At 58.6% G+C, this 24914-nt stretch carries 26 protein-coding genes; 19 read left to right on the top strand and 7 right to left on the bottom strand.

Features of this window, described 5'->3' with window-relative positions; genetic code table 11:
- The first annotated feature begins 39 nt into the window (after positions 1-39).
- Together sucD and AC1U7K_RS06620 are read left to right on the top strand one after the other, a co-directional pair.
- On the top strand, positions 40-915 hold the full coding sequence (sucD, locus tag AC1U7K_RS06625) for a succinate--CoA ligase subunit alpha (protein ID WP_480250187.1): 876 nt from the start codon (positions 40-42) through the stop codon (positions 913-915).
- A gap of 265 nt (positions 916-1180) precedes the next feature.
- A complete protein-coding gene (locus AC1U7K_RS06620; RefSeq protein ID WP_480250185.1) occupies positions 1181-1702 on the top strand; it encodes a hypothetical protein in 522 nt (173 codons plus the stop codon).
- Here AC1U7K_RS06620 and trxA read toward each other — a convergent pair.
- Positions 1692-2087: a thioredoxin gene (gene trxA, locus AC1U7K_RS06615; protein ID WP_480250183.1), complete on the bottom strand. Its 396-nt coding sequence runs from the start codon at positions 2085-2087 to the stop codon at positions 1692-1694. The genes AC1U7K_RS06620 and trxA overlap by 11 nt on opposite strands.
- Positions 2088-2397: 310 nt before the next feature.
- On the opposite strand from trxA, the gene AC1U7K_RS06610 reads away from it, so the two are divergent.
- Positions 2398-3144: an endonuclease/exonuclease/phosphatase family protein gene (locus AC1U7K_RS06610; protein WP_480250181.1), complete on the top strand. Its 747-nt coding sequence runs from the start codon at positions 2398-2400 to the stop codon at positions 3142-3144.
- 141 nt (positions 3145-3285) lie between these two features.
- On the opposite strand, the gene AC1U7K_RS06605 is transcribed toward AC1U7K_RS06610, so the two are convergent.
- Both AC1U7K_RS06605 and AC1U7K_RS06600 read right to left on the bottom strand, forming a co-directional pair.
- Positions 3286-4275 (bottom strand): VIT1/CCC1 transporter family protein, encoded by a 990-nt coding sequence (locus AC1U7K_RS06605; RefSeq protein WP_480250178.1) that lies wholly within the window; start codon positions 4273-4275, stop codon positions 3286-3288.
- Between the two features lie 67 nt (positions 4276-4342).
- A complete protein-coding gene (locus tag AC1U7K_RS06600) occupies positions 4343-5062 on the bottom strand; it encodes a DUF72 domain-containing protein (protein WP_480250176.1) in 720 nt (239 codons plus the stop codon).
- A gap of 141 nt (positions 5063-5203) precedes the next feature.
- Between AC1U7K_RS06600 and AC1U7K_RS06595 the strand changes: the two genes are divergently transcribed.
- The 6 genes from AC1U7K_RS06595 (at position 5204) to AC1U7K_RS06570 (ending at position 8766) form a co-directional block, all read left to right on the top strand.
- Complete coding sequence (locus tag AC1U7K_RS06595) at positions 5204-6403, top strand: di-heme oxidoredictase family protein (protein WP_480250174.1); 1200 nt, start codon at positions 5204-5206, stop codon at positions 6401-6403.
- A 255-nt stretch (positions 6404-6658) separates the two neighbouring features.
- The gene (locus tag AC1U7K_RS06590) at positions 6659-6808 is read left to right on the top strand and encodes a BrnT family toxin (protein ID WP_480250247.1); all 150 of its coding nucleotides are present in this window, start codon (positions 6659-6661) and stop codon (positions 6806-6808) included.
- Complete coding sequence (locus AC1U7K_RS06585) at positions 6792-7061, top strand: hypothetical protein (RefSeq protein WP_480250172.1); 270 nt, start codon at positions 6792-6794, stop codon at positions 7059-7061. The genes AC1U7K_RS06590 and AC1U7K_RS06585 overlap by 17 nt, the downstream gene beginning before the upstream one ends.
- On the top strand, positions 7058-7252 hold the full coding sequence (locus AC1U7K_RS06580; RefSeq protein WP_480250171.1) for a hypothetical protein: 195 nt from the start codon (positions 7058-7060) through the stop codon (positions 7250-7252). The genes AC1U7K_RS06585 and AC1U7K_RS06580 overlap by 4 nt, the downstream gene beginning before the upstream one ends.
- Before the next feature lie 55 nt (positions 7253-7307).
- Complete coding sequence (locus AC1U7K_RS06575) at positions 7308-7454, top strand: di-heme oxidoredictase family protein (RefSeq protein WP_480250170.1); 147 nt, start codon at positions 7308-7310, stop codon at positions 7452-7454.
- Between the two features lie 370 nt (positions 7455-7824).
- Positions 7825-8766 (top strand): hypothetical protein, encoded by a 942-nt coding sequence (locus AC1U7K_RS06570; protein ID WP_480250169.1) that lies wholly within the window; start codon positions 7825-7827, stop codon positions 8764-8766.
- Between the two features lie 905 nt (positions 8767-9671).
- Here AC1U7K_RS06570 and AC1U7K_RS06565 read toward each other — a convergent pair.
- The 3 genes from AC1U7K_RS06565 to metK all read right to left on the bottom strand — a co-directional run bounded on the left by AC1U7K_RS06565 (position 9672) and on the right by metK (position 13271).
- Positions 9672-10313 carry a hypothetical protein gene (locus tag AC1U7K_RS06565; protein WP_480250167.1) on the bottom strand — a complete coding sequence of 214 codons (642 nt, stop codon included), beginning with the start codon at positions 10311-10313 and terminating at the stop codon, positions 9672-9674.
- A 473-nt stretch (positions 10314-10786) separates the two neighbouring features.
- Complete coding sequence (gene ahcY, locus AC1U7K_RS06560; protein WP_480250164.1) at positions 10787-12043, bottom strand: adenosylhomocysteinase; 1257 nt, start codon at positions 12041-12043, stop codon at positions 10787-10789.
- Positions 12044-12122: 79 nt separating this feature from the next.
- Entirely contained in the window at positions 12123-13271 is a 1149-nt protein-coding gene (metK, locus tag AC1U7K_RS06555; RefSeq protein WP_480250163.1) for a methionine adenosyltransferase, read from the bottom strand.
- Positions 13272-13601: 330 nt separating this feature from the next.
- Between metK and resB the strand changes: the two genes are divergently transcribed.
- The 6 genes from resB (at position 13602) to AC1U7K_RS06525 (ending at position 19385) form a co-directional block, all read left to right on the top strand.
- Positions 13602-15029, top strand: a complete 1428-nt coding sequence (gene resB / locus AC1U7K_RS06550) for a cytochrome c biogenesis protein ResB (RefSeq protein ID WP_480250161.1) — start codon at positions 13602-13604, stop codon at positions 15027-15029.
- Between the two features lie 68 nt (positions 15030-15097).
- Complete coding sequence (gene ccsB, locus AC1U7K_RS06545) at positions 15098-16009, top strand: c-type cytochrome biogenesis protein CcsB (protein ID WP_480250158.1); 912 nt, start codon at positions 15098-15100, stop codon at positions 16007-16009.
- A 99-nt stretch (positions 16010-16108) separates the two neighbouring features.
- Positions 16109-16717 (top strand): TlpA disulfide reductase family protein, encoded by a 609-nt coding sequence (locus tag AC1U7K_RS06540; RefSeq protein ID WP_480250156.1) that lies wholly within the window; start codon positions 16109-16111, stop codon positions 16715-16717.
- Positions 16718-16722: 5 nt separating this feature from the next.
- Positions 16723-17280: a peroxiredoxin family protein gene (locus AC1U7K_RS06535; RefSeq protein WP_480250154.1), complete on the top strand. Its 558-nt coding sequence runs from the start codon at positions 16723-16725 to the stop codon at positions 17278-17280.
- Entirely contained in the window at positions 17277-18023 is a 747-nt protein-coding gene (locus tag AC1U7K_RS06530; protein ID WP_480250152.1) for a cytochrome c biogenesis CcdA family protein, read from the top strand. Before AC1U7K_RS06535 ends, AC1U7K_RS06530 begins: the two co-directional genes overlap by 4 nt.
- A 153-nt stretch (positions 18024-18176) precedes the next feature.
- The gene (locus AC1U7K_RS06525; protein WP_480250151.1) at positions 18177-19385 is read left to right on the top strand and encodes a geranylgeranyl reductase family protein; all 1209 of its coding nucleotides are present in this window, start codon (positions 18177-18179) and stop codon (positions 19383-19385) included.
- Positions 19386-19694: 309 nt separating this feature from the next.
- Here AC1U7K_RS06525 and AC1U7K_RS06520 read toward each other — a convergent pair whose 3' ends face one another.
- A complete protein-coding gene (locus AC1U7K_RS06520) occupies positions 19695-20588 on the bottom strand; it encodes an outer membrane protein assembly factor BamD (RefSeq protein ID WP_480250150.1) in 894 nt (297 codons plus the stop codon).
- 148 nt (positions 20589-20736) lie between these two features.
- Here AC1U7K_RS06520 and AC1U7K_RS06515 point away from each other — a divergent pair, with 148 nt between their 5' ends.
- The 4 genes from AC1U7K_RS06515 to ispH all read left to right on the top strand — a co-directional run bounded on the left by AC1U7K_RS06515 (position 20737) and on the right by ispH (position 24794).
- Entirely contained in the window at positions 20737-21729 is a 993-nt protein-coding gene (locus AC1U7K_RS06515) for a 3-oxoacyl-ACP synthase III family protein (RefSeq protein ID WP_480250149.1), read from the top strand.
- Between the two features lie 10 nt (positions 21730-21739).
- Complete coding sequence (locus tag AC1U7K_RS06510; RefSeq protein ID WP_480250148.1) at positions 21740-22369, top strand: DUF47 domain-containing protein; 630 nt, start codon at positions 21740-21742, stop codon at positions 22367-22369.
- A gap of 332 nt (positions 22370-22701) precedes the next feature.
- Positions 22702-23697 (top strand): inorganic phosphate transporter, encoded by a 996-nt coding sequence (locus AC1U7K_RS06505; RefSeq protein WP_480250146.1) that lies wholly within the window; start codon positions 22702-22704, stop codon positions 23695-23697.
- Between the two features lie 146 nt (positions 23698-23843).
- A complete protein-coding gene (ispH, locus tag AC1U7K_RS06500) occupies positions 23844-24794 on the top strand; it encodes a 4-hydroxy-3-methylbut-2-enyl diphosphate reductase (RefSeq protein WP_480250144.1) in 951 nt (316 codons plus the stop codon).
- Positions 24795-24914: the final 120 nt, after the last annotated feature.

The following is a 24914-nucleotide window of genomic DNA, read 5'->3' as shown; positions in this document are numbered from 1 at the left end:
AAGACTGAAAATTAGCCGATTCCAATCAAAGAGGGCGTCGTGAGCATTTTGGTCAATAAGAATACGCGCGTGGTGGTGCAGGGGATTACCGGTAAAGAGGGGTCGTTCCATGCGACGCAGTGTAAGGCGTATGGGACGCAGGTGGTGGCCGGAGTCACGCCGGGGAAGGCGGGGCAGGAGGTGGAAGGGATTCCGGTGTTCAACACGGTCCGTGAGGCCGTGAAGAAGACGTCCTGCGACACGTCGTTGATCTTCGTGCCGCCGCCGTTTGCCGCCGATGCGATCCTTGAGGCGGCGGACGCCGGCATTAAGTTGGTCATCTGCATCACCGAAGGCATTCCGGTAAACGACATGGTCAAGGTCAAGCGCGCGTTGCGCGGGCGAGACGTGCGATTGATCGGGCCGAATTGCCCCGGCGTCATCACGGCGGATGAGTGCAAGATCGGGATCATGCCGGGGTTCATTCACAAGCGGGGCAAGGTCGGCGTCGTCTCGCGGAGCGGGACGTTGACGTATGAGGCCGTACACCAGCTCACGAACCTCGGCTTGGGCGAGACCACGTGCGTGGGCATCGGGGGCGATCCGGTGAACGGCACGAGCTTCGTCGACGTGCTGCCCTTGTTCGAGAAGGATCAGGAAACCGAAGCGGTCGTGATGATCGGCGAGATCGGCGGCGATGCGGAAGAGAAAGCCGCTGCCTATATCAAAGAGCACATCAAAAAGCCGGTGATCGGGTTCATCGCCGGCATCACGGCGCCGCCGGGCCGACGGATGGGCCACGCCGGCGCGATCATCACAGGCGGCAAAGGGACGGCTGCGGAGAAGATGACCGCGCTGGAAGCGGCGGCCGTGCGGGTCGTGAAGAACCCCGCCGAGATCGGGAAGACTGTCCAAGAGGCACTGGCCGGCCGCTAAAGATTTTCCATCTCGTTATAGCCCGCTGCTTCTCTTCCAGCTCAATTCCCGCCTCCGCGTAGGCCCGCTCGAGCGACGCTGGACTTTTCTAGTCATTTCTACTAGAGTGCCGCCATCCTTTCAGTGGCATGGTCGTTGAACCAGCGTCAACACAGCCATCGATTCGTTCATTTCCTACCGGCCTATTCTCCATGACGACACGGCCTGCAACACTCTTGCTTCCCGCTGCGAAGGGAAGATAGCCGTGCTTAACAAGGAGGAGATCATGCCGAGACGTGGCACGAACAGAGATGTGAGGCGGACGGTTGCAGCGGTGATCCTGTGCACGTTGGTCGCCGGCCCCATCTCGATCGCATCAGCGGCAGAGATCGCAGCCAGCGAAGAGCAGGCCCACGTGAATCCGCCGGCGCATTTCGGGTACGGCGCGGCAAGCGTGTTGGCGACGATCCCCTACGGATTGGCGAAACTGCTGTACGCGGGCGCTGGGACGGTCGTCGGCGGGCTGGCGTACGTGTTCAGCAAGGGCGACACGGCGGCGGCGAAAGCGGTGTGGACGGCGAGTCTCCGTGGGACGTACGTGTTGACGCCGGAACATCTGAAAGGCGAACGGGACATCCATTTCATCGGCGTGCCGGATCCCGAGCCAATGCCCGCAACACGTCAAAGTGATCGTCGTGGAGCCGACCACCGCACGCTAGCGCCCGGGAACGGCGACATTAAGAAGCTTCGCATTCGGTCCGTGCTTCTCCTCTGCATCGCGCGTGCCGGCTCAGTCTTTATGAGGTGAGCCGGTTCAGCCTGCGGATGATCTCCTCCTTGGGCTGGACGCCGACGAGGCGGTCCACCTCCCGGCCGTCTTTCAACACCAGCAGCGTCGGAATGCTTCTCACGTTGAAGCGTGAGGCCGTCAGGGGATTCTCATCCAGGTTGAGCTTGGCGATCCGCACACGCCCTGCCAATTCTTGCGCGACTTCGTCGAGTACCGGCGCCATCATCTGACACGGCCCGCACCAGGCAGCCCAGAGGTCGAGCAGGACTGGGAGTGGTGACCGTTCGACCTCAGCCGCAAATGTGGCGTCGGTCACCGTGATCGGCGTGACGGCGATCGAGAGCGGCTGCTTACACACCCCACAGATTGCTTTGAGTCCCTCGTGAAGCTTGTTTCGAGCCACTCGATTCGTTGCACCGCATGCCGACTCGATTCGTTGCACCGCATGCCGAGCAGCGAATCAATGAGACATCCGACATCTCGATCTCATCCTCGTATGTCCTGCATCGCTCACAATTCGCGGTGCCCGGTAGCGATGAAGTAGGACGCGGCCATCAAAAGTCAACCGCCACGGCAATGAGCGGGCAAGCATCCTTGTCCCTCATGAAGCATGGCCTCCGGCAGTGCTGACAGCGCTATGGTAGCAAATCGGTATTCTCGAACTCACTCGACTGCGATTACAATTTAGGCCCATCGAGAAGAAGGTGTGCGGTATGAAAATTATGACGTTGAATCTGAACTGGTACGAAGCCAAGCATGGTGCCTGGCCCATACGGCAAGAGTTGATTGCGCAGGTGGTTTGTGACCACGCGCCCGATGTCATTGCGCTGCAAGCCGTTCGAAAAGATCCGACTGTGGAAGAGGGAGCCGATCAAGCGACCCAATTGTCAAAGACGCTCTCGGAATACAAGCATGTCGTCTTCGTGCCGGGGACCGAGCACGGTAGAGGAAAGCAAGACGGCTCGGGATGGCTGTCTCGTGAGCCCTTCGAGCAGCTCGACCATCAACTGCTCCCACTCGGATCTCAACCCGGCCGAGTCCAGGAAGACCCGGCAGTGCGTCTTGTCCTCTACGCTCGGGTCGGTTCCATCTCCCTCTTCAATTGCCATTTCTCCTGGGTGCACAGCCAGGGCGTGCAGAACCTCGACGCCGCCCTCCCGTTTTTCCGTCACTTCCCCGGTCCGCAGCTCCTGATCGGGGATTTCAACGCGACGCCCGATAGCGACTTGATCGGTCAGTTGTCGAGTGAAGGGTGGACGGATGTGTGGGCGAACCGCCGTCCGAATGAGCCCGGCTACACGTTCGAATCCCAGGCGCCCGATAAGCGGATTGACTATGTGTGGGCAAGCCGGGAGGCGCTGCCGGCGATTCAGGCCATCGACGTGGTGTCGGCGCCACCGAATCCGTCTCATGCGGGGCTGTCCGACCATCTCGGGCTGATCGTGACGCTGAATGATTAGGACTTAGAATTGCTCGCAGGGCAACAATGGCGATGACGATCAGCGCGAGCGCTGATCAGCTGGTTATGCCGACCCGTCAGTCTGCTTGGTCATGACCTAGTGCGGCGCCATGGCGTAGTGGGGACACCACGCCTGGGACTGTCAGATCGCGATGCCCCAGAGATCCTTGACCACGCGGCCGATGAGGTAGGTCACGGCGACGGCCGCGCTCACGATCACGAGATTCGTGAAGATACGGCGCTTGACCTCCATACCGGAGAGAAAGGCGAGCAGCATCGAGACGAGGATGATGACGGTCCCGCCGGTGAGAATCGAAAAGACCGCGTCCTTTGCCCCGAACAGCACCGGCAAGAGCGGGATCGCGGCGCCGGCGAAATAGCTCGCTCCGACGATAAAGGCAGGACCGAGTGGCCGCTCATTGGCCGGCTCGAACGGCTCCACGCCTTCGAACTGACCCGGCAGCGAGGCCTCTCCCAAAAAGCGCTTCTTGTCTTCTTCGGTGTTCCTGACCTCGCTCTCCGAGCTCAACGCCACGTAGGCGCCCGCTGCCATGGACAGCGAGCCGGCGACCGCCGTCGTCGTGCCGGCGATCAGCACGGTGGCGGCATCGCCGAACGCGCCGAAGAACCCGCTGACTGCGCCTAGGATTTCCACCAACCCGTCGTTGAGGCCGAGAAAAATATTCCGGATGCGCTCCGGATTGATCTTGTGCTCGCTCATCCGGCTGACGATCACATCTTCGTGCTTGAATTCGTCGATGAGGATGCCGCGCACCGCTGAGCCCAGCGGCTGGTCTTTGTAGGTCTTCCAAATCGAGAGGTACTTCCGCACGCCGTACACTTCGATGGCTTCGAGCACGAGGTGAATGGCGGGCGCCCCCAAGAGCCGGCAGAGGACCGTGATGCATTGCAGTTTGATGCGCCGAGGACCGTCCAGCTCGCGAAGCGGGCTCTGAAAGAAATGCTGCCAAAAAGCGACGTGGCGCGCTTCGATCTCGATCAAGTCGTCGAGGAGATCGGCGAGCGACTTGTCGGCCACGTCGCGCAGAGCCCGATAGAGGGCGAGATCGAAGATCTCATCCAGGATCAGCGTTCGCTCGAGGGCCGGGTCATGAAGGGTTGGGTGCGGCATCGCGCCACCGTGGGGATTATAGCGGCATCATTCTCACCGCGTCACCGTCAATCGACGTCGATGGCCATCAACGGCCGATGAGTTCGATCAGCCGGTCGGCCCAGAGCCACGGCGAGCCTTGATCCTCGTGCTTGAGATATACGAAGCATGGTCCGTGGCTGGCGAACGCCTTCAGCCGATCGGCCCATTGCGCGAGGCGGTCGTCATCATAATCGTTGCGGCGAAGTCTCACGTACCAGAAATCAGCGGTGTGCCGGATCTCGGCCGGCGATTCATCGGTATCGGCCGCCACCCAGCTCACTCCATGGGCGCGCAACAGCTCTTCGACCTCGGGCACCAACCATGACGGGTGTCGAAACTCCATCGCCCAGCGATATCCGGGCGGCAAGTCACTCAAGAACGCCGCCAGGCGTTGATCGTCGCGTTGCAGGTTGGGCGGCAGTTGCAGAAGCACCGGTCCCAATCGTCCGCGCTTGACGATCGGCGTCAATCGATCGAGCATCAGGCGGACATACGCGAGGGCGTCGGGCCGCAAGCGATGCAGATGCGTGATCTGACGATGCGCCTTGGCGGCGAATTGAAAGCCCTCGGGCGTCTGGTCGATCCACGAGAGCACGGTCTTTTCCGTCGGCAGCCGATACCAAATGCCGTCGAGTTCAACGGTCCGATAGCGGCCGGCGTAAAAGCGGAGAAACTCGTTCGGCCTCAAGCCGGGCGGGTAGAAACGGCCCGCACCTTGCCAAGGTTTATAGGAATAACCGGACAGCCCGATCGCAATGTTGGTCATGGCCTATTGTCGCGGTGATAATTCAGGTCCAAGCATACGTTAAATCACTCGAGAAAAGCCACGCGAGAAACGAGAAAGGGTGCCGTCAACGGTGGGCGACCTTGCGCGTTAGGAAAGGCAGGGGTCAGAAGGAGGTCTTCGATGATACACGGAGCTCGTCAAGTCAGCCTGACGGTGGTATCGGCCTTCCTGATCAGCCTGTCTCTCGTTGAGCCGGTGCTGCCCGCGCCCATCACCAAGAAAGAGCACGAGCCGCCTGTGCCGTTAGCATGGTTGAGTACCGAAGAGAAAACTCGGTTCGAAGCGGGCCGCGACCTGTTCGAGTTTCCATTTACGCCGCGTGATGGGCTTGGCCCCGTGTTCAACGCGCGGAACTGTGAAGCGTGCCATCACGCTCCCTCGATCGGCGGCCATGGGCCCGGCTATCGCGGGAACATCCGGTACATTTTGCCGACCAGCACCACCACTCAGGGGATTCTGTTCCACGATAAGTCGATCGCCAAAGGGCCGGCCGAAACCCTGCCCGACAACGCGATTCTGTCGAAGCGCCGACCGTCCACGCTGATGGGATTGGGATTGATCGAGGCAATTCCGGAAGAAGTCCTGTTGGCGCACGCCGATCCCGATGACAAGGACGGCGACGGCATTCGCGGTCGGCCCGCGATGAAAGACGGGCGGCTGATGCGGTTCGGCTCGCAAGCGCACGTTGCAAGCTTGTTCGAATTCGTGGCCGACGCGCTTCGGCAGGAAATGGGCATGACCTCACCGGTGCCGGGCTTCACGACCGAGACGGCGAATTTCGAATTCCCGCTGTTCGTGAAAAATCAGATCCCGCAGCCCAACGTCTCCCTGGACGTCGTGAACAAGCTGTTGGACTTCGTCTCCATGCTCGCGCCGCCCGAGCGCGAGGCGTCGATCGGGACCGACGGGCAGGTCGTGCGCGGCGAGAAGCTGTTCACACAAATACAGTGCGCCAAGTGCCACGTACCGAGCTACCGCACGAGCGCCACGCCGATCAAGCGCCTGCCGCAGGCGACCGCGATGCCGGCCGCGCTGCTGAACCGGGAGATCCACCCTTACACGGATTTTCTCCTGCACGACATGGGCGCGACATTGAACGACGGCGTCTCGCTCGGCGTCGCGAAGCCCGGCGAATACCGCACGCCACCCCTCTGGGGCCTCCGCTTCCGTCTGAATCAACTCCTCCACGACAGCCGCGGCAGCAACCCCGAACAAGCCATCATCTACCACGGCGGCGAAGCCGCGAGATCCAGGAACGCCTTCCTCGCGCTGCCGGCCGAAGACCGGCAGGCGCTGATCGAGTTTTTGAAGACGCTGTAGAACGAATTGTCCTCGTGGTCGGTCGTGGATCTGACTGACGTTTCTTGTTTCCATACAGCGATTCATTGACATTGCCAATCCTTCGAGATACCGTCCACGATTCAGTGGCACCAATTGAGGACTTCGATGAATGAGGTTTGAATGGGACCCCATCAAGGCACAACGAAACTTCAAGAAGCACAAGGTATCATTTGATGAGGCTACCACTGCGTTCTTGATCCGCTCTCTGCTACCTTTGATGACCCGGATCATTCGATAGAGGAACGAAGACTTGTTACGGTAGGGTATTCGAATAACAATCGTCTTCTAGTGGTGTCGCACACTGAGAGGGCGGGCACTGTAAGAATTATTAGCGCGCGGCTTGCGACGTCCAGGGAAAGGAAACGTCATGAAGAGGAAAGGTAAGAATTCTGAAGATGATCTTCGTTCAGAATATGAGTTCGACTACTCAAAGGCTATTCGAGGGAAGTACTATCGACGTCTCTTAAAGGAAGGCGCCAACGTAGCTGTCCTTGATCCAGACGTAGCGAAAGTCTTTCATGATTCAGCAGCCGTGAATCAAGCTCTACGTTCCTTCCTCGAAGTTGAACGTTCCGTGCGGCGTGTCACAAAACGCTCCGGTGCCAGCAAGGCAAAACTAACGCAGGGTAATCGATGAAACGCCAATCCGACTTCTCTCGCGGGGTCAGAGGAAACTTCTATCGTAATGGCGCAGAGCTGCGCCTGCCGATTTATTTGGATGCGAAGCTGCAAAGTCAGCTCGAGCGGATTTCACAGAAGAAGGGCAAACAGATCGGTGAGGTGGTGAACCAATTAGTGAAGAAGGAACTCCAGCTACTGGAAGACTAGGGTAACCGATAATCCGTCCAATACCGCACGTCACCCCTCTGGCCTCCGCTTCCGTTTGAATCAACTCCTCCAGACAGCCGCGGCAGCCCCCGAGCAAGCCATGATGTATCACGGCGACGAAGCCGCCAGATCGAGGAATGCGTTCCTCGCGCTCCCGGCGGAAGATGGGCAGGCAGTGATTGAGTTTTTGAAGGCGCTGTAGATCGACGGTCTAGATAATTGAACGCTTTTCAGATCGGCCGGCTTTCGTCAAAGACCGCCATCTGTTGACAAGTTTATCAGGGGGAACCGCGGCATGATCGCTCGAAAACGACGATACGCTAATACGTTATACGTACAATCACGATATGGTGAACTGAGTTCTGAAGTAACAACCCTATGATAAAATATAGACGCCCGACGTATTTGCAAAAACGTTTCCACAGGCTCTTAAATCAGGCTCGGCTCAGCCGTTTCTCCCCGAGGTGTTTCAAGGCAACGGACAAGAATTGAAGCAGATGAGAAAACATTGGCGCCCAATCAGTTTTTGACGCGGATGGTAGCCTGAAAAGGTGCCTTCGGAAAAAGGAGAAGTGAAATTGCTGAAGGCGAAATCTTTCATCGTAGAGCAGTGGACCGGAATATTTAGGAGTTTGGGTATAAATCTAGTTCCCTTGATAGTTGCTTGTCTATTGTTGTCAATATTGCCGGGGCCTTCTAATGCGCAAGAAAGAGGGTTGCTGGGATTGCTTAAGGCAAGAGAGTTCGAACGTCTGGAGTCGGCTACAAAAAAGATCCAAGCAGAATTTGAGGATGGAGTGCTGTCTGACTTGGAGCTGCGTAATGCATATAGAGAGTTCTACAGTTTAACCGATGAAGACGTAGCTAATCTGGACCTGTGGAAGAGTAAGTTTCCAACATCGTACCCGGCACACTTGATAAAAGGTGCTTATTTTAGGAGAAAAGGTTTTGACGCTAGAGGGGATCAATTCATTCAACAAACGCCCCAAGAGAAAGTCAGAAAAATGCACGAATACTTTACCACCGCACGGGTTGAGCTAAATACTTCACTAAAATTAACCGACAAGCCGTTTTTAAGTGTATATCATCTCATGGGAATTACGATATTAGAAGGAAACAAGCAAGCCTCAGCAGCCTTACTTGCATATGCGGTTAGAATGCTCCCAACTAACACCCTAGTCCGAAATAGATTTATGGCGGGTCTTATGCCTCGTTGGGGCGGATCGTATTTAGAAGCGAGGAATTTTATAGCTCAGTCAAAAGAACAAGGAGCAACGCCGGTGGGGATTATTCAGCTTGAGGCAATATTATACGACGATATGGGCCTCACCTCTATAGAAAATGGTGACAGACGCGGTGCTATAGCGAGCTTTTCCAAAGCGTTTGATCTTGCACAACGGGTCGGGGAGGAACTTCGTAAAGAGTATCTCGTCTATTCAAACTACTATGGATGCCGAGAGCTAGGTTTGGAAAAGTTTTGTCGTTCGGAGGCAAGCAAGGAATATAGACAATAAGCGAATGTTCCTGAGCATGACTGTGAGTCCTATTACAAAAGCTTCGTGGTAAAGGTTAGCGGTAAATCTTTTCGTGGATCCTGGAAGCTGCGATAGGTGATCGCGTGCATAGAAAAGCAGCAAGATATCAATCGAAAATATCGGCCTCCTTGACTGGTAGAGTTGCCGTCTAACCTCTCGATATGCTGGGATTGCTACTGATAGCCGCCCTCAGTCTCTAACACTTTCTCGGACTTAAAATCCTGAGCGTCATTTCCATTGTCTGCTACCGAGCAGTCTAGGCGTTGGCAATCCGTAATGATCGCTCGGCTGGAAGGGATGGGCGCGGAGGCGTTCGGTCTTGCGGGGGAATGAGGTGTTGAGAGCGGTGAGGCTGCCGGTGCGCCGTTCTTTTAATCCGATGAGGCGCACCGGCCAACAGAACGATATCGGGAGCAGCGAGACTTACTCCGCATAAGACCGACGCCAGCGCTGCCAGGTCCGGCCGGCTTATCAACTGCCGGCGTGCGCAAACGTGACGCTCGTTATTCCTCGCGTCGCGCACCCCTTCGTCAGCCGAGCCACCTTAGGACGTTCTATATCACGGAACGATCAAATCACTCAAAGAACACAAAGAGTAGGTCTGGCGATTCGACTCTCCCTGCAGCCTTTGTTGGCTGCCGCGTTTGAGCTTCCTGTCTAGTTTAGAGCGTCCTGCCTAGAGTCCCGTTCTTTGGTCAGCTTGTCGATCGACATATTCATGCCGGCGAGCTTGAGGCGGCGATTTCTTTGTCCATGGCCGGCGGGACTGGATGACCATCTTCTCCATCTTCTTGTAGTTCTTCACAATATACTCGGCGCTCAGCGCCGATTCGCGAAGCTGTAGAAGGCCGAAAGGCGTTTGGGGTTTCGTTCTTCAGCAGCGTTCACCGCGCTGCAACTTGAAGTTTGCCAGATTGTAGATCAGCAACTATTGCCTCTTTGATTTGCTTAGATACATCTCGAAACGCTTCAGCTAGTTCGGCACTGACCTCTCCCGCTTTCATGTTGTAAATGGAGGATGATGAGTTTCTGGTCGATTCCTTTTCATATTCAGCTAAGAGACGACCACTTTGCGAATCGATAAGCTGAACATGGATTGCTGCCGTTCCTTCAAGATCGTAAACTGGCGCACCAAAGTATATTGCCAAATTGACCAAGGGTATAAACGCCAAGGGGCTAGTCGAAAGTTTCCAATAAAACCGTTTGACCTCGCCCTTCATGATGACTGGGTCCTTGCTTTTTGAAGCAGGGAAGTCCACGTCGAGAAATATGCGGGAAGATCGAAAGTCCTCAAGTAATTTCGCCGTTACTTTCTCTTCTACGTCGGCAATGCTCTCCGTTGAATCCCTGTCCTCATCTGGGCGAGCATCTGTCAGTTTTTGCATCCCCAGCCGATATTCAACCGGCTCGGCATTAGTCAGGGAGGGGACGTAACGAAAGGGAACAGAACCATTAATGGAAGCACAACCATAAGCGGAGAAAGCCAATAGGAAGAGTGATAAGACTCGATGTAATGCCATGATCATGCCCCGCATGTAAGATAAGTACATATACTAGATCTTACGTAGTACCCATGTCAATGTTCATCACGAACACGCCTTGGCAACGATCCAAAGAAGCCGAATGGGTCCAAATTGAATCATCGCTCGGCTGGAAGATGGGCACGGAGGCGTTCGGTCTTGCGGGGAGTGAGACGGGTAGAGCAGTAAGGCTGCCGGTGCGCCGTTCTTCTAATCCGACGAGGCGCTCCGGCCAACAGAACGATATCGGGAGTGGTGAGACTTACTCCGCATAAGGCCGACGCCGGAGCTGCTGTCCTGCCGGCTCACCAACTCGCCGGTGTGCGCAAACGTGACGCTCGTTATTCCTCGCGTCGCGCACCCCTTCGTCAGCCGAGCCACCTTAGGAAGTTTTTCTTCCACAGTAGATCAAATTGCTGTACGTCTCGCGATTCGATTCTCCTCGCGGCCTCGTCGACTGGCGCGTTTGAGCTTCCTGTCTACGTTCCGATCTCCCACGAAGCGAGATACTTCTCCTGTTCCTTCGTCAGCTTGTCGATCTCAACGCCCATGCCGGCGAGTTTGAGACGTGCGATTTCTTTGTCGATGGCCGGCGGGACGGGATAGACCATCTTCTCCAGCTTCTTGTAGTTCTTCACGAGATATTCCGCGCCGAGCGCTTGATTGGCAAAGCTCATGTCCATCACGCTCGACGGATGGCCTTCGGCGGTGGCGAGATTCACTAGGCGGCCTTCGCCGAGCAGGCTGACTCGATTGCCGTTCGTCAGGGTGAATTCCTCCACGCCGGGCCGGATGATTCGGCGCTTGCGGCTCTGCTTCTCGAGCGCCGGGATGTCGATCTCGACGTTGAAGTGGCCCGAGTTGCAGACGATCGCGCCGTCCTTCATCGCCGCGAAATGCTCCCCGCGAATCACTTTGCAGTTGCCCGTGACGGTCACGAAGAAGTCGCCGATCGGCGCCGCTTCATCCATCGGCATGACGCGGAAGCCGTCCATCACCGCTTCTAGACCCTTTACCGGATCGACTTCCGTCACGATCACGTCGGCACCCATGCCTTTCGCCCGCATCGCGATGCCGCGGCCACACCACCCATAGCCGGCCACGACGACCTTCGATCCGCAGATCAGGCGATTCGTCGCGCGCACGATGCCGTCCATTGTGCTTTGGCCCGTGCCGTAGCGGTTGTCGAACAAATGTTTGGTGTCCGCGTCGTTGACCGAGATCACCGGGAACCGCAGCACCTTGCGCGCCGCCATGCTGCGAAGCCGGATCACGCCAGTTGTCGTCTCCTCGGTCCCACCGATCACGTGCTTCAAGAGGTCTTTGCGCTTGGCGTGGATGGTCGACACCACGTCGGCGCCGTCGTCCATCGTGATCTGGGGTTGATGCGCGATCGCGGCCTCGATATGTCGGTAGTACGTCTTGTTGTCCTCGCCCTTGATCGCGAACACCGCAATGCCGTCGTGCTGGACGAGGGAGGCCGCGACGTCGTCCTGCGTGCTGAGCGGATTCGACGCGCACAAGCGAATCTCGGCGCCGCCGGCTTGGAGGGTTTTCATCAAGTTGGCCGTCTCGGTCGTCACGTGGAGGCACGCCGTCACGCGGATGCCCTTCAACGGCTGCTCGCGCTTGAAGCGTTTCTTGATCAGCCGGAGCACCGGCATGCTGGCTTCCGCCCATTCGATCTTGAGCTTGCCCTGATCGGCCAGCCCGATGTCTTTCACGTCGTAATCCACGGGGTCCTCCTGATGGTGGGTCACAAGACACGGGGGGACGGATTCATCATCCATCCCCCCGTTGTTGTAAGGCTAAACGTTATAGTCCGGCGTCTTTGCGCAGAACCTTCGCCTTGTCCGTCCGCTCCCACGTGAACTCCGGTTCGTTGCGGCCGAAGTGACCATAGGCGGCGGTCTTCTTGTAGATCGGACGGCGAAGCTTCAAGTGATCGATGATGCCACGCGGCGTCATCGGGAAGTGCTTGCGAACCAGTTTGTCGAGCACATCGACGTTGGTCTTCTCCGTGTTCTTGGTATCAACGAGGATCGAGACGGGATCGGCCACGCCGATCGCATAGGCGAGTTGCACTTCGCACTTATCTGCCAACCCGGCCGCCACGATATTCTTGGCGATGTAGCGAGCCATGTACGACGCTGACCGGTCGACCTTTGTCGGATCCTTGCCCGAGAACGCGCCGCCGCCGTGGCTCCCGACGCCGCCGTACGTATCGACGATGATCTTGCGGCCGGTGAGCCCCGTGTCGCCCATCGGCCCGCCGACCACGAAGCGGCCGGTCGGATTGATGTAGTACTTCACGCTGACCGGATCGAAGATGCGCTTCGGCATCACGGGCTTGACGACCTGCTCGATGATCTCGGTTTCGATCTTCTTGCTGCTCACGTCCGGGCTGTGCTGTGTCGAGACGACGATCGTGTCGATGCGCACCGGCTTCCCGTCGCGGTATTCCACCGTCACCTGGGACTTGCCATCAGGCCGCACCCAGGGCAGGATCTTCTTCTTCCGCACTTCGGCGAGCCGGCGGGTGATGCGGTGGGCCAGCACGATCGGCATGGGCATCAGCTCCTCGGTTTCATTCGAGGCGTAACCGAACATCAAACCTTGATCGCCGGCGCCGCCCGAATCCACTCCCATGGCGATGTCACCCGACTGCTGGTGGATCGACGTAATGACCGAGCAGGTATGGTAGTCGAAGCCCCACGAGGCATCGGTGTAGCCGACCTCTTTGATGACATCCCGGATGATGTCGGGGATCTCCACATACGCCCGGGTCGAAATTTCACCGGCCACGAAGGCAATGCCGGTGGTCAGGATCGTCTCGCAGGCGACCCGGCAATGCTTGTCTGTGGCGATGATGGCGTCCAGGATGCCATCCGAAATTTGATCGGCGATCTTGTCCGGATGGCCTTCGGTCACGGATTCGGAAGTGAACAGATAGTGATTCCTCATCGAGGCCTCTTCTTTTTAGAGATGGTCAGCAGCGAGTCGTTAATCAGGCGTGGGTGTGGGGTCCCCTTGAGCAGCCACCATCCATAAGGCACGGCACCTTTGTTTGTCAATCAGACTTTCGGCGCCTTACGGATCTGGGCCTTGCTTGACACTGGTTTCCAACGACTTGTAAGATACCAACGCCTTTCGCGGGCGGTTGTGCGGTCGTGCAAGGTTCGGACTGGAGGCAGCCTGCGGCAGTTCATCCCTCCATTTTTGTTCGCGCGGACGCTTTGACACCGGCGCGAAACCTTCTGCTTTCTCAATCCGATCGATGGGGCGCCTAAGCCAATGAATGGACGGCAACAGATTGCGGTAGAGCCGGGCGCCGCGCAGCGCTCACCCGGGCTGGGCTGGAACGAGGTTCGAAACGAGCTGGTCACATTTTTCGCCTCGATCAAGCTCGCCATGTTTCTCTTCATCGTGTTGGCAATCACGGCCACGATCGGCACCGTCATCCAACAGGGTGAACGGCCGGAAGTCTATATAAAGGAATATGGGGAGGCCGCGTACCGCTGGTTCCTGCGCCTTGGGTTCACGGACGTCTACCATACCTGGTGGTTTACGAGCTTGTTGACCCTCCTCTGCATCAACTCCCTGACCTGTTTCTATAAGCGCTTTCCCGCCGTCTGGCGTTCGATGCAGCAGGACAAGGTGAGCGTCACGCTGCCGTTCATCAAGAACCTGAAACACACGACCGAATTGCAGGTCGGAGGGACAAAGGAGCACATTGCCGAAGGGCTGTTCACGCTGCTGGCCGAAAAGGGCTATCGTGTCCTCGTGAAGAACGATGCCCACGAAGCGACGGTCTATGCGACGAAGGGCATTACCGGCCGTGTCGGGGCGCACATGGCGCACTTGAGCGCGACCGTGATTGTGTTGGGCGGGCTCATCGGAAGCCTGTACGGATTTCAAGAGTTCGGCGTGTGCCTGGAAGGGCAGACCTACCACATCCCGAAGGGCAACTTCGATCTGCACGTCGACAAGTTCTGGATCGACTACCACGACAACGGGTCCGTCAAGTCCTACAACAGCACGCTCACGGTGCTGGAGCAGGGTGAGAAGAAAATCACCAAGACGATCACCGTCAATGATCCGCTGGTCTACAAGGGCATTTGGTTCTATCAATCAAGCTATGGGGATGCGTGGGACCGGATCGAGATCGCTCGGATCAATATTAAGGATAAGCTCACGGATCAGGTGGTTGGGACCGTGGACTTGGAATGGCAGAAGGAGGCCGCGGTTGACAAGCTGGGGCTCAAGTTGGTGATGACCGACTTCGTTGCCGATTTTGGCTTCAATTCGGCCGAGAAGAAGGTGTACTCGAAGACCATCGAACACGCCAACCCAGCCATCCGGCTGGCGGTGACCGAAGGACCGGTGAAAACGAGCCCATGGATCTTTTATCATTATCCTGATCTCTTTGATATCAAAGATTCAAAGTACAGCTTCGAGCTGGTGGGCTATCAGCCGAAGAAGTTCACGGGCTTGCAGATCACGAAGGATCCGGGCGTCAACATCGTCTGGATCGGTTCGACGATGATCGTCGTCGGCATCACGCTGTCGTCGTTCATTTATCACCGTCGGCTGTGGGCCAAATTGATCCCAAATGAGCGGGGGGTGATGGTTCACCTCGGTGGGACGACCCACAAGAGCCAGATCGATTTTCAAAAAGAGTTTCGCAAGCTGCAGGAGAAGATTCGGACGCTCGGGACATGAAAACGACAGGCGCCAGGCGCGGCTAGGAAAGGCCTCGGAACGCAGGCGTCTCACTCGTTGGAGGAGTTATGGCGAAGTCGTTGTTCTTATTCGATATGACATTCTGGTTGTACCTGGCTGCGCTCATTATGTACGTCGCCTATATCGTGGCCAAACGACCGACGATGCAGTTGGCGGCGGCCGGCCATCCCATCGGCTATTCCAGCAACGAGAGCGGCTGGGCGGCCCAAATCGGTCAGGTCGCGACGATCGTCACCGTGTTCGGGTGGATCGTGAACACGTTGGCGTTGCTCGCGCGGGCCACCGAACGGATGCACCTGTCCGGGACCTTTGCGCCCTGGTCGAACCAGTTCGAGGCGATGGCCTACGTCTCGTGGGCGATCATCCTCGGCTATGTGCTGCTCGAGTTCCGCTACCGCATCAAGGCGATCGGCGCGTTCGTCGTCGGCATCGGCTTCATCGCCATGGGGGCGGCGTCCTTGTTGCCCTACCGCTATCAGACCGCCGAGCCGCTCGTCCCCGCGTTGAACAGCTATTGGATCTACATCCACGTATCAGTCACGCTGACGAGCTATGCGGCCTTTGCCATGGCCGGCGGGCTGGGGTTGATGTATCTGCTGAAGGAACGGGCGGAGCGGCGGGGCGTGCAGTCGGCACTGTATTCAGCCTTTCCGGATTTGGAGACGATCGACGAATTGGGCTACAAGGCGATCATGGTCGGCTTCCCGCTCCTGGCCTTCGGCATCATTCTCGGCGCCATGTGGGCAAACTACGCCTGGGGTGGCTACTGGAGCTGGGACCCGAAGGAGACCTGGTCGTTGATCGTCTGGCTCATCTATGGTGCATATATCCACGCGCGGATGACGCATGGGTGGGAAGGCCGCCGCGCCGCGATCTACGCCGTCTTCGGCTTCTTGATGGTGATCTTTTGTTTCTGGGGCGTGAATTTCTTGTTGTCGGGGCTGCACGCCTACGCGTAGGTTGAAAAAACGTTCGAGGTTCACGGGTCGACGTTCGAAGTTCTGCGGATCTGAAGCTTCGACCCCGGAACCTCGAACTTCGAACGCTTTTAAGGATTCATGGCTGAACACACTGTTGCCGAGCAGACGACGGCTGAGGTGCCGCTCAGGCGGCCGAAGCTGCCGATCATCCTGATCTCGATCGCGATCCTCTCGATCGCGTTCGGGATCGTCTGGATGCAGAGCGCCAAATACGAGCCGCTGACCGTCGGCAAGGAAGCGCCCGATTTCAGCTTGCCCGACTTGGACGACAAGACGGTCCGGCTCTCGGATTTTCGCGGCAAGGTCGTCTTTCTGAATTTCTGGGCGACGTGGTGCAAGCCGTGCCGCGAAGAGATGCCGTCGATGGAAGTGCTCTACAAGAACTTCGATCCGCAGGAGTTCGTGATCCTGGCCGTCAGCATCGATCGCGTTACCACGAAGAAAGACATTCCGCCGTTCGTCAAGAGTATGAACCTCACATTTCCCATTCTGGTCGATTCCTGGGGCCAGACCGACAAACGGTATAAGCTGATGGGTGTCCCGGAAACCTACATCATCGATCAGCAGGGGATTCTCCGTGAAAAAGTGATTGGCCCGCGGGACTGGACCGTGCTCGACAATCTCCGCACCATCACCACGCTGCTGAACAAAGCGCCGAAGGCGGTCCAGCCGCTCCCCTCGACATAAGCTCCATGGCCAGCCGACAGCTGATCTACACGGCTTTCCTCGGAATGCTGGTGCTCGCGGCCGCATCCTGTGATTCCGGTGCGTCGGATTCCGTAGCCCAATCGAGTCCCGCCCAGAGCCAGCCGGCGATCAAGATCGGCGGCCCGGCTCCTGATTTTCGATTGTGGAGCCTCGATGGACGGCCGGTCACGCTGTCGAGCCAACGCGGCCGCGTGGTCATGCTGAACTTCTGGGCGACGTGGTGCGGGCCGTGCCGCATCGAGATGCCGGCGATGGAACAGCTGTACAAGCAATTTCCCCGGCGGGATTTTGAAATTCTCGCCATCTCGACCGACGCGCAGGGATCGGCCGTGACCCGTCCCTTTCGTGATGAAATGCGCTTGAGCTTTCCCATCCTCCACGACTCCGACTTTCGGGTCGGCGTCACCTATGGGACGCGCACGCTCCCGATGACCTTCCTCGTGGACCGCCATGGTATCATTACGAATCGGATTTACGGCGCGCGCGACTGGTACAGCCCTGAAGCGATCAAACTCATTCAAAAGCTGATCCGCATGCCATGACGGATTCGATCCAGCAGATCTCCCTGTTTGCCGCGTTTGCCGCCGGCCTGCTGTCGTTCGTGTCGCCGTGTGTCCTGCCCCTCGTTCCCTCGTATGTTTCCTACATCACGGGACTCTCGATCGAACGGCTGACCGATGCGTCCGAACGGCAGCGGTTCCGCAAGACGATCGTGTTGAACTCGCTCCTGTTCATTGCCGGCTTCTCCACCGTCTTCATCGCCTTTGGCGCCTCGGCGAGTTTCATCGGGCAGGCGCTGATCGCGTATCAGGAACACATCCGCCGGATCGGCGGCATCCTGATCGTCGTCTTCGGCCTGTACCTGCTCGGCGTGTTGAACCTCAAGTTCTTGACGACGGAGCGCCGCATTCACTTCAGTAGCCGGCCGGCCGGCTACGTGGGATCGTTTCTGATCGGGGTCGCCTTTGCCGCGGGCTGGACGCCGTGTGTAGGGCCGGTGCTCGGGACGATCCTGCTCTACGCCAGCACGACGGACTCCCTTATGAACGGGGTGACGTTGCTCGCGTCCTATTCGATGGGGCTCGCGCTCCCGCTCTTCATCACGGCGCTCGGCATCGATCGCTTCCTCTCCTACTTCAAACAAGTCCGTGCCTATCTCTGGGGCGTCTCGACGGTCAGTGGGGTGTTCCTCGTCATCGTCGGCGTGATGATCTATGCGAACTCGCTGACGATGATCACCAGCTTCTTAGAACGATATGGGATAGGCTGGTACGTCGGACAATAAAAATTCAGGCGGGTGAAAACGATCCCCAACTTCGTTCTCGGCTCGTTCAAGTCCTCAACGTACCCTCCGGGTACGCCTGCGGCTTGAACTTCGCCTGCGGCCTTGTTGGATGACCGTTTTGACCCGCCTGTTTGACTCTGCGTTTCCTTCGAAATGAATTCTCCGTCAAATCGGTGTGACGTGATCGTCGTCGGCATGGGACCGGCGGGGGCGACGGCCGCGTATGAATTGAGCCGGGCCGGCGTGTCGGTCATCGGCTTGGAAAAGGAGACCCATCCCCGATACAAGGTCTGTGGCGGCGGGCTCTCGGCTCGCATCGAAGCGCTGCTGGGTTCCGATTTCCATTCGGCGGTCGAACAGACGATCCACGGCATCGAATTTAGCTGCGGCGGCCAAGAGCGCTTTTCGATCGATTCCGTCGAGCCGATCGCCTACATGGTCATGCGCAATCGGTTCGATCATCTTCTCGTGCAACGCGCGCAGCGTGCAGGGACCGTAGTACGCGAGGAAGAGCCGGCCGTTACCTGTCGCATGGATAGCCAAGGGGTCGAAGTGGTGACCGGGCGCGGCCGCTATCGAGCGCAGTTCCTGGTCGGCGCCGATGGGGCGAATAGCACTGTGGCCCGGTGCCTGTTCCCCGACCGGCGGGTTCGTCGTGTGGCGACCTTGGAAAGCGAGATCAGAGTCGAGGAGGGATCATTGCACGCGCGTGATGGCCGGGCGCTCGTGGACCTCGGCGCGAGCTACAAGGGGTACGGCTGGATTTTTCCGAAGCATCAGGGCTTGTCGGTCGGTGTGGGAGCGTTCCGCGGCGTGGCTGCCAGCCCGAAAGCGCTGTTTCAGCGATTCGTCGCGCACGCACCGCGTCTCGCCGGCTGTGCCGTCCCGCGCCCACTTGGCCACCCGCTGCCGGTCTATTCTTCCGCAGGCGTGCGAGGTGATGAGAGTCGGCTCGTGAACGGTCGTGCGTTGCTCGTCGGCGACGCCGGTCATTTAGTGGATCCCTTGTTCGGTGAAGGGATTTACTATGCGGTCCAGTCGGGACAGTTGGCCGCCCGCGCGATCCTCGGCGCCATCGGCGAGTCCCCGCGGGCGTTGGATGCCTACGAGGCGGCGGTCAGACAGGAGATCTACCCTGAGTTCGAAGTGGCCGCGCGGATGGCTGACGTCGTCTACACCTTCCCTCGTTTCTGCCATCGGCTGCTGTCGAACCATCACCGTGTCATGCACCTCTATTACGATGTGATGCGCGGCCGGGATACCTATCAAAGCTTTTACGCGAACGCCAAAGGCATGACAAAGACCTCGCTGCGGCAACGCGTTCGTCGTGCCCTTGCGCTGCGCGCTGTGTACGGAGGCTAAGGGATTCTTTGCTGGAACCTCTCTCAAAATCATCTTTCTCGCAGCCGGAGGCGGGGCAGCGGCGGAGCGCCATCAGAGCGGGGTGGTGAACCGCTCAGCGGAAACGCGGCGAGGAAAGCCGCTTCCTGTTTGACGCTGCGTTCAGCGGCGCTTGGATGCAGCGGAGTTGAAGCGGCGCGCCGCGGGGAGCGTCCGAGCGGTCCACCCCGCTCTATCTGCAAGCGGGGCCGTTGCCCCCGCTCCGGCTGCTCTTACGACGGAAACGATGTTGAGATAGGCTCTAGAGATGAAGGGAGGGAAGGCGGGGGCTCAACACCACGCGCCGAGCCGGCAGAGGGTCGTCGTGACACCGGTTGCCCGCTCAGGAGCCGCACTGAGGGCCGTTCCGGGAACCAGGGCGTTCACATGATCCTGCACGGCGCCGCCATGGAGCGTGACCGGACCTGCACTCGCGATGGTCGGTGCCGAACTTGGCGCCTGAGCCACGGCCTCGGTCGGCATCTTCGCGTTGAGCTGCGCCAGAAGTTTCTGCCCGTCTTTCGCGCGTTCATTGTTCGGGAATCGTTCTGCAAACGCAATCAGCTTCTCTCGGGCCCAATCATCGGCGCCCATTTCTTTGTAGGTCAAGGCAAGCTGATAGAGCGCGTCACCCGCGACATCCATATCCGGATACTGCTTGAGGACGGCTTCAAATCGGTGCGCCGCGGCGAGATACGCTTCGCGGCGGTAGTAGAAGCGTCCCACGAACATGTAACTTTCGGCAATGAAGCGGTGGCAGGTCTTGATCCGCTCGACGGCCTCCGATTCGTAGCGGTTGTTCGGGAAATCACGCCGGAGCTTTTCGAACGCCTCGAGCGCCTTGTAAATCGGATCGGTGTCCCGGTCGATCGTTTTGATCTGCTTGAAATGGCTCTCGGCCAATTTGTATTGCGCGTAGGACGCGAGCACGTGCACGCGATGCAGATCCAAGAAGTGCTGGTATTCGATGATCGCCTCGGGGTAGTCCTCCTTCTCGAAGAAGGACTCCGCGCGCTTCATGATGACATTAGGATCGTAGTTCTTCTCGACCGTATCGCCGATGAAGATTTGCTCATCGGTGCTGCTCAAGGCCTTCCCGCTCGACTTGGACGACTTGGAACTGGAACACCCGTCGGTAAGAAGCATCACGAAAACGAGCGGGATGAGGAATATACGCAGCATCATATTGATCGGTCACTCTCCTTAAATTGAATGTAGCAACGCTAGCAAAAGCTGTCCAGAAAAAGCAACCAGATTGACGCGTCTCTCAGCGGTCCCTATAATCGCGCGTGCTCGAAACCGGTCGTCTCCCTCACCCTCGCACGACACGTTCATGACTGCTCGGACTACACGGATCATCGGGACGGGCTCGTATGTCCCCGAGCGGGCGGTATCCAACGAGGAGGTCGCGGCCTTTGCGCAGATCGACCCGGACAGCGTGTATCGCCTCACCGGCATTCGCACCCGTTACTGGGCCACCGACGCGCAAGCGTCGAGCGACTTAGGGGAGGAGGCGGCGCGGCGGGCGTGTCGGGCCGCCGGCATTCCTCCGTCCTCCATCGACGCCGTGCTGGTCTCGACGACGTCTCCGGACATGGCGTTTCCCTCCACCGCCTGCCTGGTACAAGGTCGCCTGGGGATCAAGGGCGCGGCCGCCTTCGATGTGTCGGCGTCATGCTCGGGCTTTCTCTATGGCCTGTCGATGGCCGACCGATTCCTCCGTTCCGGCCAGTTTCGGCGCTGCTTGGTCATCGCGGCCGAGGTAAAGTCAAAGTTTCTCGACCGCCGCGATCAGGGGACGGCGATTCTGTTTGGTGACGGGGCCGGGGCCGCGGTCTTGTCAGCGGACTCCGGTGACACGGAACGGGGCCTGCTCGGCATCCGACTGTTCGCCGAGGGGGCGCGGTACGGGGTGATCGGGATTGCTGCGGGCGGCTCGCGACGGCCAGCCACGCGCGAGACCATTGCGCAGATGCAGCATGTGTTACGGATGGATGGCGGTCCGCTGTTTCGGCAGGCCGTGAGGCGCTTGGCTGGCGCCGTCGGTGACCTGCTGAAGGAGTTCGGCTACCGAGTCCAGGACGTGAGGCATGCGATCTGTCATCAGGCGAACGGACGATTACTCGCTGCCGTTGCCCGCCGCACACATTTCTCGCCGGAGCAGTTCTACTCCGTGATCGACCGGGTGGGCAACACGTCGTCGGCCTCTTTGCCGATCGCGCTCGATTTCGCGAACCGGGAAGGACGCCTGCGGCCGGGGGATTTGATCGTGTTGGGCGCGTTTGGCGGTGGGCTGACATGGGCAACCGGCTTGATGCGATGGTAGGAGGCATGGCATGAAACGGCTGCTCTTTGGCCTGATCCCGCGCGAGACGGCCTTCTTCGAAATGTTCCAGAAGGCGGCACACAACATGATCGAAGGGAGCCGGCGATTGAAGGACATGATGGAGCACTTCCACGATCCCACCGCGCAGGCGGAGGCCATCAAGGACATCGAGCATATCGGGGACTCGATTACACACGACATCGTCCGAAAGCTGAACCAGACGTTCATTACGCCGATCGATCGAGAAGACATCCACGGCCTGGCAAGCGCGCTCGACGATATCCTGGATCTGGTCGAGGCGGTGGCCGATCGATTCGTGGTCTTCAAGATCACGAAGCCCGCCGAGCCCGCCGTTAAGCTCGCCAACATTCTCTATGAGGCGTCGGTCGCGGTCGGGGCCGGCATCGACCGACTCGGGAAACCGCATGCAGACGTGACCGAGTACTGCGTGCTGGTGAACAGTTTGGAGAACGAAGCCGACCGGATCACGCGCGATGCGATCTCGACGCTGTTCGAGCAGGAAAAGGATCCGATTGCGGTGATCAAATGGAAAGAAATCTACGAGAACTTCGAGGAAGGCACCGACCGCTGTGAAGACGTGGCGAATATCCTGGAACGCATCGCGCTTAAACACATCTAACAGTGCTGAGTGCTGAGTGCTGAGTAATGAGTGCTGAGTCTGGAAGCACAAAAATCTGGTCCGCTCGATGTGGCGAGTGATGAATAGCGGGTGGAAAGAAAAGTCCGAGTTGGCCGCGGCGGTCCTCCCGTCTATTCATCGATACTCAGCACTCAGCACTCAGCACTCGGCACGTCGGTACCCCGCACTCAGCACTCAGGAAGACACAGCCGGCTCACCATCTCGCCGGCGCGCCCAAACGTGGCGTCACTTATTCGTGACGCCGGGCGCCTCAGCGCTCTCTTCAGTTGCCCTCCACTTAGCACTCAGGACTCAGCACTCAGCACTTTTGTATGCTTCCTGACCTCTCCGGCATGTTGCTGCTGGTGGTGCTGTTGGCGCTGCTGTTTGATTTTTCGAACGGCTGGCACGACAGCGCCAATGCGATCGCAACCGTCGTCTCGACCCGCGTGCTCAGTCCCCTCACCGCGGTCGTGCTGGCCGGCTTTCTCAATGTCGCCGGTGCCTACATGTCGACCGCGGTGGCAAAAATGGTCGGAGCCGGAATCGTCGATCCCGCGGCGATCACGCAAGCCGTCGTCGCGTCGGCTCTCGGCGGCGCGATTTTGTGGAATCTCTTTACGTTGCTCCTCGGGCTGCCGACGAGTTCGAGTCATGCCCTGATCGGCGGCATGGTGGGGGCGGGGCTGACCCACGGCGGATGGGCGGTGGTGAAATTCAGCGGCTTACGATCAGTGCTCGAAGCGATGGTCATTTCGCCACTGGTCGGCTTTCTAATGGGCCTTGCGCTCATGGTGCTGATCACCTGGGTGTTCTTCCGCACCGCCCGCAGCGTCGCCACGCGTGTCTTCAGCCGGCTCCAGCTGGTGTCGGCCGGGTTCATGGCCTTCAGCCACGGCGCCAATGACGCGCAGAAAGCCATGGGCATCATCACGCTCGCGTTGTTGTCGGCCGGTCAGATTCAAAAGGCCGAAGTGCCGGGCTGGGTGATCACGCTGTGCGCGCTCGCCATGGGGCTCGGCACGACGGTGGGCGGCTGGAAGATCGTGAGGACGCTCGGGATGCGGATCGTCAAGCTCGAGCCGGTGCACGGATTCGCGGCGGAGACCGGTGCGGCGGCCGTCCTGCTGGCCACGGCCCATATCGGGTTGCCGGTTAGTACGACGCACACGATCACGTCATCGGTGATGGGAGTTGGGGCGATCAAGCGATTCTCCGCGGTGCGATGGGGCGTGACCGGGCGGATTCTCTCTGCGTGGGTCTTTACGCTGCCCGGCGCCGGGTTGCTCGCGACGCTGCTCTACCTGCTCATCTCGGCGCTCGCTTGAGCAGGATGTTGAAACAGGACGGTCAGCTGCGTTCCGCAGACATGGTGCGATCGTCCCCGGCAATGTCCTCGACCGCCAAGACAGTTGACCTTCCGGGCGCGGTCACGTATCGTAACTCAGATTGCTTCCGATCTATGAGGAGTGGGATGAAAATCTATTTGGCCAAGCCGCGTGGATTCTGTGCAGGGGTGGATCGGGCGATTGAGATCGTCGATCTCTCGTTGAAGGCGTATGGCGCACCGATCTATGTCCGGCATGAGATCGTCCACAGCCGCCACGTCGTCAACACCCTCCGCGAGAAGGGCGCGGTGTTCGTGGAAGAGCTCAACGAAGTCCCGGACGGGGCGATCGTGATTTTCAGCGCGCACGGCGTGGCGAAAGAAGTATGGGAAGAGGCGAACCGCCGCCATCTCAAGGTCATCGATGCGACGTGCCCGCTCGTCATCAAGGTGCACAACGAAGTCAATCGCGACTACAACCAAGGCTACGAGCTGATTCTCATCGGTCATGCGGGGCATCCCGAAGTCATCGGGACGCTGGGTCAGGTTCCCGATAAATTCCATCTCGTATCGTCCGTTGATGACGTGGAGCGGCTCAAGGTTGAAAACGTCCAGCACTTGTCCTATGTGACGCAGACCACGCTGAGCGTGGATGAATGCCGCGATATCGTCGCGGCGCTGAACCGGCGGTTTCCGCGGATCAAAGGCCCGCATCAGGAAGATATCTGCTACGCCACGCAAAACCGCCAGAATGCCGTCAAGGAGCTGTCAAAGCTCGTGGATGTCATTCTCGTCATCGGCTCGCCGAACAGCTCGAACTCCAACCGGCTGCGCGAGCTGGGCGAGCATTGCGGCATACCCTCGTACCTGATTGATTCCTACCGCGACATCAATCCCGAGTGGTTGAAGCAGGCTAACGCGGTCGGGATCACGGCCGGTGCCTCCGCACCCGAGGTGCTCGTCGCGGAAGTCGTCGCCTATCTCAAAGAACACGGCGCACACGAACTCGAGGAACTCACCGTGATCGAAGAGGACGTCGAATTTCTCCTGCCTAAGGAACTCGTCACCGTTAAATCTTCTCAGGGCGCACGGCTCTAAGTCGGGTTTTGACAGATCTTCACTAAAGCTCTATTTCTTGTGGCTCTCTGCCCGCCACCACCCCTTTCCGTTGTGTTTTCTTTTGCTTTTGGTCGGGGCCTATGGTAGAAGGGCCGCCAA

The sequence above is a fragment of the Nitrospira sp. Vd2 genome (genome assembly GCF_979581665.1).
The sequence above is the reverse complement of the archived record's forward strand: the minus strand, read 5'-3'. Positions and strand labels throughout refer to the sequence as shown.

What these genes read in the sequence shown, in the direction of transcription:
- AC1U7K_RS06585 (WP_480250172.1), top strand. Translation starts at nt 6,792, where the DNA reads ATGAAGAGGAAAGGTAAGAATTCTGAAGATGATCTTCGTTCAGAATAT.
- AC1U7K_RS06505 (WP_480250146.1), top strand. Translation starts at nt 22,702, where the DNA reads ATGCTTCCTGACCTCTCCGGCATGTTGCTGCTGGTGGTGCTGTTGGCG.
- AC1U7K_RS06580 (WP_480250171.1), top strand. Translation starts at nt 7,058, where the DNA reads ATGAAACGCCAATCCGACTTCTCTCGCGGGGTCAGAGGAAACTTCTAT.
- AC1U7K_RS06510 (WP_480250148.1), top strand. Translation starts at nt 21,740, where the DNA reads ATGAAACGGCTGCTCTTTGGCCTGATCCCGCGCGAGACGGCCTTCTTC.
- AC1U7K_RS06595 (WP_480250174.1), top strand. Translation starts at nt 5,204, where the DNA reads ATGATACACGGAGCTCGTCAAGTCAGCCTGACGGTGGTATCGGCCTTC.
- metK (WP_480250163.1), bottom strand. Translation starts at nt 13,271, where the DNA reads ATGAGGAATCACTATCTGTTCACTTCCGAATCCGTGACCGAAGGCCAT.
- AC1U7K_RS06600 (WP_480250176.1), bottom strand. Translation starts at nt 5,062, where the DNA reads ATGACCAACATTGCGATCGGGCTGTCCGGTTATTCCTATAAACCTTGG.
- AC1U7K_RS06515 (WP_480250149.1), top strand. Translation starts at nt 20,737, where the DNA reads ATGACTGCTCGGACTACACGGATCATCGGGACGGGCTCGTATGTCCCC.
- AC1U7K_RS06530 (WP_480250152.1), top strand. Translation starts at nt 17,277, where the DNA reads ATGACGGATTCGATCCAGCAGATCTCCCTGTTTGCCGCGTTTGCCGCC.
- resB (WP_480250161.1), top strand. Translation starts at nt 13,602, where the DNA reads ATGAATGGACGGCAACAGATTGCGGTAGAGCCGGGCGCCGCGCAGCGC.
- AC1U7K_RS06535 (WP_480250154.1), top strand. Translation starts at nt 16,723, where the DNA reads ATGGCCAGCCGACAGCTGATCTACACGGCTTTCCTCGGAATGCTGGTG.
- AC1U7K_RS06610 (WP_480250181.1), top strand. Translation starts at nt 2,398, where the DNA reads ATGAAAATTATGACGTTGAATCTGAACTGGTACGAAGCCAAGCATGGT.
- ccsB (WP_480250158.1), top strand. Translation starts at nt 15,098, where the DNA reads ATGGCGAAGTCGTTGTTCTTATTCGATATGACATTCTGGTTGTACCTG.
- AC1U7K_RS06525 (WP_480250151.1), top strand. Translation starts at nt 18,177, where the DNA reads ATGAATTCTCCGTCAAATCGGTGTGACGTGATCGTCGTCGGCATGGGA.
- AC1U7K_RS06520 (WP_480250150.1), bottom strand. Translation starts at nt 20,588, where the DNA reads ATGATGCTGCGTATATTCCTCATCCCGCTCGTTTTCGTGATGCTTCTT.
- AC1U7K_RS06605 (WP_480250178.1), bottom strand. Translation starts at nt 4,275, where the DNA reads ATGCCGCACCCAACCCTTCATGACCCGGCCCTCGAGCGAACGCTGATC.
- ispH (WP_480250144.1), top strand. Translation starts at nt 23,844, where the DNA reads ATGAAAATCTATTTGGCCAAGCCGCGTGGATTCTGTGCAGGGGTGGAT.
- AC1U7K_RS06620 (WP_480250185.1), top strand. Translation starts at nt 1,181, where the DNA reads ATGCCGAGACGTGGCACGAACAGAGATGTGAGGCGGACGGTTGCAGCG.
- AC1U7K_RS06565 (WP_480250167.1), bottom strand. Translation starts at nt 10,313, where the DNA reads ATGATCATGGCATTACATCGAGTCTTATCACTCTTCCTATTGGCTTTC.
- AC1U7K_RS06540 (WP_480250156.1), top strand. Translation starts at nt 16,109, where the DNA reads ATGGCTGAACACACTGTTGCCGAGCAGACGACGGCTGAGGTGCCGCTC.